The following is an 11,954-nucleotide window of genomic DNA, read 5'->3' on the forward strand; positions in this document are numbered from 1 at the left end:
CGGGGAGAGGCGGGGCGGGTGATACTCGGCGGCGCGGTGGGTGGGGGGTCGAGTACGCTTGACGGGCACAGGCGACGACCCGGCCATCACCGGCGAGCCTCCGGAAGAACGGCCGGGTCACCGGCTCAGTAGAACCGGACGGGACCGGCCCGTCACAGCCGGCCAACGAGCGGGCGGTCGCACCTCGGCCGCCAAGCGGGGTGGTACCGCGGGCCACACCCGGGCGCCGGTCACGGCGTACCGGATTCGGCTCGTCCTCGCAGACCACGGACGAGTGAGCTGCTGAGGGAGAGCGACAGGCGATGGCCTATCCGTTGCACGACCCGACCGGCGCCGGTGTACCGGCGAGCCCGGACCTGCCCGCGGTCGAGCGCCGGGTGCTGGAGCACTGGACGGCCGACAAGACCTTCGAGGCGTCAGTCGAGGCCCGCGACGCCGGCCGGGACGGCGAGAACGAGTACGTCTTCTACGACGGCCCGCCGTTCGCCAACGGCCTGCCGCACTACGGCCACCTGTTCACCGGCTACGTCAAGGACGTGGTGCCGCGCTACCAGACCATGCGTGGCAGGCACGTCGAGCGCCGGTTCGGCTGGGACTGCCACGGCCTGCCCGCCGAGGTGGTGGCCGAGAAGCAGCTCGGCATCACCACCAAGGCGGAGATCCTCGACCTCGGCGTGGCCCGGTTCAACGACGCCTGCCGCACGTCGGTGCTGGAGTTCACCCACGACTGGGAGCGGTACGTCACCCGGCAGGCCCGCTGGGTCGACTTCGCCAACGACTACAAGACGCTCGATCTGGACTACATGGAAAGCGTCATGTGGGCCTTCAAGACCCTGCACGACAAGGGTCTGGTCTACGAGGGCTTCCGGGTGCTCGCGTACTGCTGGCGGTGCGAGACGCCGCTGTCGAACACCGAGACCCGGATGGACGACGTCTACCGGGACCGGCACGACCCGACGCTCACCGTCTGGTTCGAGCTGACCGCCGACGAGAACGCGCCGGAGCCGCTGCGCGGGCCGGTCAAGCTGGGCGTCTGGACGACCACGCCGTGGACGCTGCCGTCGAACCTGGCGCTCGCCGTCGGCCCCGACATCGAGTACGCGCTGCTGGAACGCGACGGTGAGCGCTACGTCGTCGGCGCCGCGCGCCTCGGCGCGTACGCCAAGGAACTGGAAGGGTACGAGCAGGTCGGCACCGTGTACGGCCGCGACCTGGTCGGACGCCGCTACACGCCGCTGTACGACTTCCTCGTCGAGCCGGCCGGCCCGAACGCGTACCAGGTGCTCGGCGCGGACTTCGTGACCACCGAGGACGGCACCGGGATCGTCCACCTGGCGCCCGCCTTCGGTGAGGACGACCAGAACACCTGCAACGCCGCCGGCATCCCCACCGTCGTGACGGTGGACGACCACACCCGGTTCACCGCGCTGGTCCCGCCGTACCAGGGCGAGCAGGTCTTCGACGTGAACAAGCCGGTGATCCGGGAGCTGAAGGAGCGGGGGGTGGTGCTGCGGCAGGACACCTACACCCACTCCTACCCGCACTGCTGGCGCTGCGACACCCCGCTGGTCTACAAGGCGGTGTCGTCGTGGTTCGTCGCCGTGTCGACGTTCAAGGACCGGATGGTCGAGCTGAACCAGCAGATCAACTGGACCCCCGGGCACATCAAGGACGGCTCGTTCGGCAAGTGGCTGGCGAACGCCCGGGACTGGTCGATCAGCCGGAACCGGTTCTGGGGCTCGCCGATCCCGGTGTGGAAGTCCGACGACCCGAACCACCCGCGGGTGGACGTGTACGGCTCGCTGGAGCAGATCGAGCGGGACTTCGGCGTACGCCTGACCGACCTGCACCGGCCGGCGGTGGACGACCTGGTCCGCCCCAACCCGGACGACCCGACGGGCAAGTCGATGATGCGCCGGGTGCCGGAGGTGCTGGACTGCTGGTTCGAGTCCGGCTCGATGCCGTTCGCCCAGGTGCACTACCCGTTCGAGAACCGCGAGTGGTTCGAGCACCACTACCCGGGTGACTTCATCGTCGAGTACATCGGGCAGACCCGCGGCTGGTTCTACACCATGCACGTGCTGGCCACCGCGCTGTTCGACAGGCCGGCGTTCCGCAACTGCCTGAGCCACGGCATCCTGCTCGGCTCGGACGGGCGCAAGATGTCCAAGAGCCTGCGCAACTACCCGGACGTCTACCACGTGTTCGACTCGTACGGGTCGGACGCGATGCGGTGGATGCTGATGTCCTCGCCGGTGCTGCGCGGCGGCGACATGGCGGTCACCGAGTCGGGCATCCGGGACGCGGTGCGCCAGGTGCTGCTGCCGCTGTGGAACGTCTGGTACTTCTTCTCGCTGTACGCCAACGCCGACGGCCACACCGCGCGTCGTCGTACCGACTCCACGAACGTGCTCGACCGGTACGTGCTGGCGAAGACGAACGAGCTGGTGGCGACCGTCGGCGCGCAGATGGACGCGTACGACATCTCCGGTGCGTGCGCCACCGTGCGGTCCTACCTGGACGCGCTGACGAACTGGTACGTGCGCCGGTCCCGGGACCGCTTCTGGGCCGGCGACGCGGACGCGTTCGACACGCTCTGGACCGTGCTGGAGACGCTCTGCCGGGTGGTGGCGCCGCTGGCGCCGCTGACCGCCGAGGAGATCTGGCGCGGGCTGACCGGCGAGCGGTCGGTGCACCTGACCGACTGGCCGCAGGCGGAGGAGTTCCCGGCCGACCACGAGCTGGTCTCCGCGATGGACAACGTCCGGGCGGTCGCCTCGGCGGCGCTGTCGCTGCGCAAGGCCAAGGGCCTGCGGGTACGGCTGCCGCTGGCGAAGCTCACAGTGGCGTCGCCCGTCGCCGCCCAGCTGCGGCCCTTCGCCGACCTGGTCGCCGACGAGGTGAACGTCAAGGAGGTCGTGCTCACCGACGAGGTGTCCGCGTACTGCCAGCAGGTGCTCACCGTGGTGCCGCGGGCGCTCGGCCCGCGCGTCGGCAAGGCCGTCCAGCAGGTCATCAAGGCGGTCAAGGCGGGGGAGTGGGAGCTGCGCGACGGCGCCCCGGTCGCCGCCGGGGTCACGCTCGCCGAGGGAGAGTACGAGCTGCGCCTGGTCGCCGCCGACGCCGAGCACTCCGCGCCGCTGCCCGGCGGTGAGGGAGTGGTCGTGCTGGACACCGAGGTCACGCCGGAACTCGCAGCCGAAGGGCTGGCCCGGGACGTGGTCCGGGTCGTGCAGCAGGCCCGCCGGGAGGCCGACCTCGACGTGTCCGACCGGATCACGGTGGCCGTCTCCGCCTCGGAGGAGGTGCGCGCGGCCGTCGCCGCGTACACCGGGTTCGTGGCCCGGGAGGTGCTCGCCGACAGCATCGACTTCGCCGAGGGCCTCGACGGCTTCGACGGCGAGGCCGGCGAGGGCGAGCGCGTGACAGTGACGGTCCGCAAGGTGTGATGTAAGGCGGGGGCCCTTCTTAACGCCTCAGGTAGAGGAGGGGCCCCTGCTTAACACCCGCACCCAGCGAGTGGACTGCGGACCACCCGCTCGGTGGCGGACGGCCGCGTCGGCTACCGTGACAGCGCCTGTTTCACGTACGACCGCCGGAGGACCCGTGCCCCTGCTCTACACCATCGGCAAGCTCACCGTGGCGCCCGCGCTCCGGTTGGCCTTCCGTCCGCACGTGGAGGGTTTGGAGCACATCCCGGCGACCGGCGGCGCGATCTTCGCCAGCAACCACCTCTCCGTCGCCGACGAACTGCTCCTCGGCACCGTGGTGCCCCGCCACCTGGCGTTCTGGGCCAAGTCGGAGTACTTCAAGGGCACCGGGCTCAAGGGCGGCTTCTCCAAGTTCGTGCTCACCGGGCTGGGCGCGATCCCGGTCGAGCGGGCCGGCGGCCGGGCCGCGCTGACCGCGTTCGACGCGGCGATCCCGGTGCTCAAGGCCGGTGACCTGGTCGCCGTCTACCCGGAGGGCACCCGCTCCCCGGACGGGCGTCTCTACCGCGGGCGCACCGGCACCGTCCGGCTGGCGATCGCCGCCGGCGTGCCGATCATCCCGGTCGGCGTGACCGGCACCGACAAGGCCCAGCCGATCGGTACGCGGATCCCGCGACCGGGCCGCGCCAAGATCACCATCAAGTTCGGCAAGCCGCTGGACTTCACCGGCCGCCCCGACGACCGCACCTCGCTGCGCGCGATGACCGACGAGATGATGGCCGAGATCCAGAAGCTCAGCGGCCAGGAGTACGTCCCGCGCTACGCCCCGAAGCGCGCCGACCAGACCGCAGGCGACCAGGCCGGCGGCGAGCAGACCGCCTGAGCGGTCAGGACTTCGGCACCACCACGCGCTGGCGCAGGTCGTTCAGCAGCCGCCCGCTGTCGTCCACCGACAGCCGGGTGAACACGCCCGTGGTGAGGCTGCCGTGGTCGGCCGAGACGCAGACCACCACCGAGTCGCCGTCCGCCCGGCCCACGGCGCAGCGCTCGTGGCGCCCCCGTACGCCGGTGTCCACGGCCACCGACTCCTTCAGGGCGTAGTCCCCGGCGAGGCGGTCGAGTTCCGCCTTGGCGTCCGACTCCGGGCTGAACCGCAGCCCGGTGCTGCCGAACAACGTCACCCGCTTGCCGTCGCTCGTGCTGTAGATGCCGGCGAACGTGTCCTCGGCGAGCAGGTTCGCCTCGCGTACCTGGGATTTCAGCTCCTCGGCGGCGGTCCGGCTGCTCTCGTCCTGGCGCAGCCGCATCGAGTCGATCTGGTCCGGGAGGGTGGCGCTGGCCGGGTACTGGCTGGAGATCGGCTGGAACCACCAGAGCGGGAGGCCGCAGCAGCAGGCGACGGAGAGCAGCAGCACCCAGGGCCAGCGGCGCCGGCGGCGGGTCCGCTTCGGCGGCTGCTGCCAGCCCGGCGGCGGTGCGACAGGCGGCCCGGCCTTGCCCCGGCGCTGCTTCGGCGGCCGTCCGGGCTTCGCCGGCGGCGCGACGGGCGCCGCGGGCGGCAGCGGCCGGGCGGCGGGCGGACCGGGGTGGTGCGGCGGCGAGACCGGCCGGGCCGGTCCGGGGTACGGCGGGCTGTGCGGCGGTGGTGAGACCGGCCGGGCTGCGGGCGGCGCGGGACGGGCCGGTGGTGCCGGTTGCGGGGCGGGGTGGGCCGCCGGTGGCGCCGGATGGGCCGGGTGGGGGTTGTCCGGCGCGGCCCAGGGCGCGGTGTAGGGCAGAGTCGGCGTCGGCGGCGGCAGTTCGGGGGCGTGCAGCTCCCAGCCGGTGGTGTCCACCCCGGCCCACGGGTCGACCGGCGTGGCGTGCTCCGGCGATGCCAGCGGCGGCACCGGCGTGGGCTCGGCGGACTCGCCCCAGGCGGGCCGTCGCGGCGGCGGTGGCGGGACGGCGGCGGAACCGCTCCAGCGGGGCGCGGGCGCGTCGACCCGGGTCGGATCGGGGGTGTTCTCCACGCGGGTCGGGTCCGGCGTGTTCGCGGACGGCATGCGGTCTTGGGCGTTCTCGACCTTGGCGGGGTCAGGCGTGGCCGCGGCCCGGGGCGGCTGCGGCGCGACGTCGATCCGGGTCGGATCCGGCTGCCGCCCGGTCCGGGGAGTGGGTACGGGTGTGGTGCGGCCCGGAACCGCTGCGGATCCCCGAGCCCGGGTGACCGGTACGGGCGGAGTGCCGCCCGGCGCTCCGGCGTCGGCAGTCGGAGCCTCGTCGTCGGTAGGCGCGTCGGCCGGCATTCCGGCGTTGCCGGAGAGGGCGTCGGCGATCGTCGCGCTCGCCTGGGGGCCGGCCTTGCCGGTGGGGGCGGCGGCGTCGTCGGCCGGTGGGTGCGGGCTCGCGCTGTCGAGCGGGGCGGTGCTGGCCGGGTCCGCCGGTTCGGCTGCTTGGTCCCGCCGTGCCGGTTCAGCCTGCTCGGACGGTTCCGGGCGGTCGTCCCGGAGCGCCTGCTCGGCCGGCTCGTCCGGCCGCGCGGGTCCGGCCTGCTCCGGCTGCTCGCTGGGCTCGCTGTCGGCGGCGCCGGACAGCTGGTCGGCCGCCGTCGCGCCGGAGGTCCGGTCGTCGGCGGCCTCCGGTGTGCCGGGGGTCCGGTCGTCGGCGGCCTCCGGTGTGCCGGACGGGGACGCCGGAGCCGAGGCGCCCGTGGCGTCCTCGGTGTCGGCGGCGGTCGCCGGCTCGGTGACGGACGGCATCTCGGCCCCGTCGGCCGGCCGGTCCGCCCCCGGCTGCGGCTGCGGCATCGCGGCAATCTCCTCTCGGCCCGTTGCGAGGTTAGTACCGCCCCGCCACCCGGGACGAATTCCGCCCCGGTCCCCGGCCCCACTCCGGTGATCAAGGAGTTCGTGCCCGTGGGAGCGCCGGACAGCACACAAACTCCTTGATCAACGCGGCGGACACGGGCGCGGGCGCGGGAGAAGGCGGGGGCACCGCGTACGCTTGGGCATCATGAGTGCCCCGTCCACGACCCCGCGTCCCGCCGCCGCCAACTCGGTCTGGCCCCGGCTGGAGCCGTTGCTGCCGCAGGTGACCAAGCCCATCCAGTACGTGGGTGGAGAGCTGGGAGCGGTGGTCAAGGACTGGGACGCCGCGACCGTCCGGTGGGCGCTGATGTACCCGGACGCGTACGAGGTGGGCCTGCCCAACCAGGGCGTGCAGATCCTGTACGAGGTGCTCAACGAGCTGCCCGACGTGCTGGCCGAGCGGACGTACGCGGTCTGGCCCGACCTGGAGAAGCTGATGCGCGCCCACGGCGTGCCGCAGTTCACCGTCGACGCCCACCGCCCGGTGCGTGACTTCGACGTGTTCGGCGTCTCGTTCTCCACCGAGCTGGGCTACACCAACCTGCTCACCGCGATCGACCTGGCCGGCATTCCGCTGCTCGCCGCCGACCGCACCGACGCCGACCCGGTGATCGTGGCCGGCGGGCACGCCGCGTTCAACCCGGAGCCGATCGCCGACTTCGTCGACGCCGCGGTGCTCGGCGACGGCGAGGAGGCGGTGCTGGAGATCACCGCCATCGTCCGGGAGTGGAAGACGGAGGGCTCCCCGGGCGGCCGCGACGAGCTGCTGCTGCGGCTGGCCCGCACCGAGAGCGTGTACGTGCCGCGCTTCTACGACGTCGACTACCTGCCCGACGGCCGGATCCAGCGGGTCGTGCCGAACCGGCCGGACGTGCCGTTCCGGGTGCACAAGCGCACCACCATGGACCTGGACGCCTGGCCGTACCCGAAGAAGCCCCTGGTGCCGCTCGCCGAGACGGTCCACGAGCGGTACGCGGTGGAGATCTTCCGGGGCTGCACCCGTGGCTGCCGGTTCTGCCAGGCCGGCATGATCACCCGCCCGGTGCGGGAGCGGTCGATCACCACCGTCGGCCAGATGGTCAAGGAAGGGCTGGAGTTCTCCGGCTTCCACGAGGTCGGCCTGCTGTCGCTGTCGTCGGCCGACCACTCCGAGATCGGCGACATGTGCTCCGGCCTGGCCGAGCAGTACGCGGGCACGAACGTCTCGCTGTCGCTGCCGTCGACCCGGGTGGACGCGTTCAACATCGACCTGGCCCAGGAGCTGTCCCGCAACGGGCGGCGGACCGGTCTGACCTTCGCGCCCGAGGGCGGGTCGGAGCGGATCCGCAAGGTGATCAACAAGATGGTGTCGAAGGAAGACCTCATCCGTACGGTGGTCACCGCGTACTCCAACGGCTGGCGGCAGGTGAAGCTCTACTTCATGTGCGGCCTGCCCACCGAGACCGACGAGGACGTCCTTGAGATCGCCGACATGGCGCACGAGGTGATCCGGGCCGGCCGCGCGGCCACCGGGTCGAAGGACATCCGCTGCACGGTCTCCATCGGCGGGTTCGTGCCGAAGCCGCACACCCCGTTCCAGTGGGCCTCGATGGAGCGGCCGGAGGTCATCGACGGCCGGCTCAAGCTGCTCAAGCAGGCGATCAACAGCGACCGGTCGCTGGGCCGGGCGATCGGCTTCCGCTACCACGACGGCGAGCCGTCGCTGATCGAGGGCCTGCTCTCCCGGGGCGACCGCCGGGTCGGCACGGTGATCCGCAAGGTCTGGGAGAACGGCGGCCGGTTCGACGGCTGGAGCGAGCACTTCTCCTACCAGCGGTGGGTGGACGCCGCCACCGAGGTGCTGCCGGCGTACGGCGTGGACCTCGACTGGTACACCACCCGGCAGCGCGAGGAGCTGGAGGTCCTGCCCTGGGACCACCTCGACTCCGGCCTGGACAAGGACTGGCTCTGGCAGGACTGGCAGGACTCGCTGTCGGAGTACGAGCAGGACGACTGCCGCTGGACGCCCTGCTTCGACTGCGGCGTCTGCCCGTCCATGGACACCGAGATCCAGATCGGCCCGACCGGCCGCAAGCTGCTGCCGCTCACCCCGGTCAACGGGCTGAAGCTGCCTGCAGCCGCCCAGGGCTGACGCCGCCCGCACTCACCGGAGCGCGGGAACCCGACCGGGTTCCCGCGCTCCGTCGTCCTTCCCGGTGACCGTCGCGGTACGCGGGGTGGGGGTGCCCCGACTGGTCCTTCCTCGATACGCTGCGTCCGTAATGGACCGGCCGGGGCCGGCAGCGGGGAGGACAGGCAGCATGGGCATCAATCCGCCGGACACCGGCGATCTGCACGTCAGCGTCGAGGACCTGGATGCGGCGGCCGAGTACATCGAGCGCCTCAAGCAGTACGTCGAGGACACCATCTCCTGGGAGATGGAGCGCATCAAGGAGCGGATGAAGGGCGACAGCGGCAACGCGCAGACGGTGCCCAACGGCACCCCGTTCGGCGCGTACGAGGACGCCCGGATGCAGTGGCAGGCGCTGACCACGTCCACCGCCAGCATGGAGGCCCACCTCAAGGCCATCTCCATGAAGCTGGCCGGCCTGAAGCAGGGCACACAGGACATCGCCAAGGCGTTCCGCGACGCCGAGGCCCGCAACGCGGCCAACGGCAAGGACATCGAGCGTCTGCTGGAGTCCGCGGCCCCGCCGCCGGACGCCGGTCAGCAGCCCACCTACCCGTACACGGCCTGAGGGGGAGACGGTCATGGCAGGAGGCACCTGGGAGCGTTGCGTCCGTGAGGTGACGCTCTCGGCGGACCCGGAAACCGTCGGATCGGTCGGCGCGGGCTGGAAGAACCTCTCCACGGCGCTCGGCCACCTACGCGACTCGCTGGTGGGCCGTTCGTTCGTCGGCCCGATCGCGGCCGGCCAGGAGCGCCCGCACACCGGCGGCCTGCCCGGGATGCTCGCCGGCTGGAAGGGCAGCGGCGGCGACGCGTACCGCGAGCACCTGTCCGAGATCGGCAAGGACATCGAGGAACTCATCACGCACGCCGGCAACGTCAGCGGCGCGCTGTCGCGGATCGAGGGCGACATCCGTACGGCGGTGGCGAGCATCCCGATCCCGCTGATGGACAACTTCGGCTGGAACGAGTGGAGCCTGCCCGGCGGCACCGAGCTGGACGACGCGCGCGACGGTGAGAGCCAGTCCGGCTTCCTCGCCGCGCTGCGCAGCGACTACCAGGGCAACCAGGCGTTGTACGCCGACGGCGCGTTCCGCGACAAGGCCGACGACCTCGAAGCCACCATGAAGATCGACGGCAACGCCAGCGACCAGAAGCGGGGCGGCTGGTGGGACACCAAGTCGCACCTCGACAACTGGTACCGCGACAACCAGCAGGCGGCCAACAAGGCGATGTCGCCGCTGCCGGCAGCGGTCGAGGCCGAGCGCCCCAAGCTGGCCGTACCCCGCCCCACGGACAGCGAACTGGGCGACGGCTACCGCGGCGACCCGCGGGTTCCCCCGACGGGTGTGCCCGGCGGCGGCCTGCCGGGTGGCGGCGCGCCCGGCGGCGGCATGCCCGGCGGTGGCGGCCCCATGCCGTCCATCGGCAGCACCGGCATCGGTGGTGGCACGCCCGGCGGCGGTTCGTTCACGCCGCCCCCGGGTGGGCCCGGCGGCGGCATCCCCGGCGGCGGCTCCTACACCCCGCCGACCACCGGGGGGATCCCCGAGCTCGGTGGCGCGCCCGGCTCGGGCACCCCGGAGTACGGCAGTGGTCTGGCCGGCGCGGGCGGGCCCGGCACGATCACCGCAGGCGGGCCGGGCACGCTCGGTCTGGGCGGCGGTGGCGCGGGTGGACTGAGCGCCGGTGGCGGCGGCTTCGGCGGTGGTGGCGCCGGCCTGGGCTCGGCTGGCGGGATCGGCGGCGGTGGGATCGGCGCGGCCGGCGGCATGGCCATGGGCGGCCTGCCCGGCATGGTCGGCGGCGGCAACGGCAAGGTTCCGCCACTGACCAGCGCGGCCAGCGCGTTGAAGGCCGCGGCCGCGGCGGGACCGGGCGGCGCGGGCGGCGCGCGTGGCGGGATGGCCGGCGCCGGGATGATGGGCGGCGGAATGATGGGCGGTCACGGCGGCGCCGGTCACGGCGGCGACGCGGCGGGGCACTCGTCATGGTTGACTGAGGACGACGATCCGTGGGGTGCCGGTGACGGTGCGTCCCCGGGCATCCTGCGATGAGGACGGACGGATGAAGGTGCACGTCGGCGCGCTCCGGCCGGTGACGGCCGGTCTGCTTGCCGGACTGATGCTGCTGGGTGCCGCCCAGCCGGCGGTGGCCGCGCCGCGCCGCGCCGAGCAGTGGTATCTGGACGAGCTGCGGATCGACCGGGCGCATCAGATCTCCACCGGGCGGGGCGTCGTCGTCGGCGTGCTGGACACCGGTGTGGACGCCGGGCACCCCGACATGCGGGGCCGGGTCCTGGCCGGGGGCAGCACCCGTGACTCCGGCGACGGCCGGCGCGACCCGGACGGCCACGGCACCCACATGGCCGGGATCATCGCGGCCAACGGGACCGGGGTGGTCGGCATCGCGCCCGACGCCCGGATCCTGCCCATCCGGAAGCCCGTCGGCGCGGCGGCCACCAAGGACGACTCCGCGACCGGCATCCGGATGGCCGTCGACGGCGGTGCGAAGGTGCTCAACCTGTCGTACGGCGGCGCCGGGCCCGTGGAGGAGGTCGAGGAGGCCGCGATCCGGTACGCGCTGGAGCGCGACGTGGTCGTGGTGGCCGCCGCCGGCAACGTCCGGCAGGCCGGCCCGGACGTCGTCTCACCGGCCAAGATCCCCGGCGTGATCGCGGTGACCGGCACGGTCCGGGGCGGGGGTTTCTGGTCCGGATCGGCCCAGGGCCCGGAAGCGGTGATCGCCGCGCCCGGCGACGAGGTCTACAACATCGGCCCGGACCGGGGCTACGGCTGGGGGGACGGCACATCCGACGCCGCCGCCGTCGTCTCCGGTGTCGCGGCGCTGATCCGGTCGAAGCACCCGAAGCTCTCCGCGCCCGACGTGATCAACCGGATGATCCGTACCGCCCGGGACGCCGGGCCGCCCGGCCGCGACCCGCGGTTCGGCTTCGGCCGGATCGACCCGGTGGCGGCGCTCACCGCAGACGTGCCGTCGGTGTCGGCGAACCCGCTGCTCGGGGCCGCCGCGCCGAGCGCGTCCGCGCCACCGGCCGCCGCCGAGGACGACAACTTCGACGTGACGAAGTACGGCGACCGGGGCGGCCCCACCGACCAGCAGGTGATGGTGATCGGCATCGGCATCGCCGTGGCGCTCGTGGTGCTGCTGGCGCTCGTGGTGTTCCTGATCTGGAACCGCCGCCGTCACCGGCGTGAGCTGGCGAAGGTCGGCTCCATCCCGGACGAGGCACTGGACCGGATGGACGCCGGTGGGCAGGGCCCGCCGGTGCCCGCCGGTCACGCCGCCCCGCCGCCCGGCTACGGCCCACCCGGCGGCTACCCGCCACCCGGCGCGCACCCCCAGCCGGGCGGATACCCCCAGCCGGGTGGGTACCCCCAGCCCGGCGCGGGCGCCTACCCGCCCCAGGGCCAGGCCCACACCCCACCCGGCCAGAGCCCGTACGCCCCACCCGGCAACCCCCGCCCCTGACCGACCCTGCAC

Annotated in this window: 7 protein-coding genes; 6 read left to right on the forward strand and 1 reads right to left on the reverse strand. The window is 73.1% G+C overall.

The annotated features are described in order from the left end of the window. Positions 1 to 302 precede the first annotated feature (302 nt). Both ileS and IF06_RS0131270 read left to right on the forward strand, forming a co-directional pair. Positions 303 to 3,449: an isoleucine--tRNA ligase gene (ileS, locus tag IF06_RS0131265; protein WP_013288020.1), complete on the forward strand. Its 3,147-nt coding sequence runs from the start codon at positions 303 to 305 to the stop codon at positions 3,447 to 3,449. Between the two features lie 157 nt (positions 3,450 to 3,606). Continuing rightward, on the forward strand, positions 3,607 to 4,314 hold the full coding sequence (locus IF06_RS0131270) for a lysophospholipid acyltransferase family protein (protein ID WP_013288019.1): 708 nt from the start codon (positions 3,607 to 3,609) through the stop codon (positions 4,312 to 4,314). A 4-nt stretch (positions 4,315 to 4,318) separates the two neighbouring features. Here IF06_RS0131270 and IF06_RS32615 read toward each other — a convergent pair whose 3' ends face one another. After that, positions 4,319 to 6,220, reverse strand: a complete 1,902-nt coding sequence (locus IF06_RS32615) for a hypothetical protein (RefSeq protein WP_036312005.1) — start codon at positions 6,218 to 6,220, stop codon at positions 4,319 to 4,321. A gap of 205 nt (positions 6,221 to 6,425) precedes the next feature. Between IF06_RS32615 and IF06_RS0131285 the strand changes: the two genes are divergently transcribed. From IF06_RS0131285 to mycP, 4 genes are all read left to right on the forward strand, one after another. Then, a complete protein-coding gene (locus IF06_RS0131285) occupies positions 6,426 to 8,411 on the forward strand; it encodes a TIGR03960 family B12-binding radical SAM protein (protein WP_030275350.1) in 1,986 nt (661 codons plus the stop codon). 169 nt (positions 8,412 to 8,580) lie between these two features. Beyond that, complete coding sequence (locus IF06_RS0131290) at positions 8,581 to 9,018, forward strand: hypothetical protein (RefSeq protein WP_013288016.1); 438 nt, start codon at positions 8,581 to 8,583, stop codon at positions 9,016 to 9,018. A gap of 13 nt (positions 9,019 to 9,031) precedes the next feature. Continuing rightward, positions 9,032 to 10,507, forward strand: coding sequence for a hypothetical protein (locus IF06_RS34805; protein ID WP_030275352.1), 1,476 nt, complete (start codon positions 9,032 to 9,034; stop codon positions 10,505 to 10,507). 10 nt (positions 10,508 to 10,517) lie between these two features. Beyond that, positions 10,518 to 11,942, forward strand: coding sequence for a type VII secretion-associated serine protease mycosin (mycP, locus tag IF06_RS0131300; RefSeq protein WP_030275354.1), 1,425 nt, complete (start codon positions 10,518 to 10,520; stop codon positions 11,940 to 11,942). The last annotated feature ends 12 nt before the right edge of the window (positions 11,943 to 11,954 follow it).

The sequence above is a fragment of the Micromonospora globosa genome, assembly GCF_000717585.1.
GTDB lineage: Bacteria > Actinomycetota > Actinomycetes > Mycobacteriales > Micromonosporaceae > Micromonospora > Micromonospora aurantiaca.

Excerpts from the sequence above, each read along its gene's own strand:
- ileS (WP_013288020.1), top strand. The coding sequence starts at position 303 with ATGGCCTATCCGTTGCACGACCCGACCGGCGCCGGTGTACCGGCGAGC.
- IF06_RS32615 (WP_036312005.1), bottom strand. The coding sequence starts at position 6,220 with ATGCCGCAGCCGCAGCCGGGGGCGGACCGGCCGGCCGACGGGGCCGAG.
- IF06_RS0131285 (WP_030275350.1), top strand. The coding sequence starts at position 6,426 with ATGAGTGCCCCGTCCACGACCCCGCGTCCCGCCGCCGCCAACTCGGTC.
- IF06_RS0131290 (WP_013288016.1), top strand. The coding sequence starts at position 8,581 with ATGGGCATCAATCCGCCGGACACCGGCGATCTGCACGTCAGCGTCGAG.
- IF06_RS34805 (WP_030275352.1), top strand. The coding sequence starts at position 9,032 with ATGGCAGGAGGCACCTGGGAGCGTTGCGTCCGTGAGGTGACGCTCTCG.
- mycP (WP_030275354.1), top strand. The coding sequence starts at position 10,518 with ATGAAGGTGCACGTCGGCGCGCTCCGGCCGGTGACGGCCGGTCTGCTT.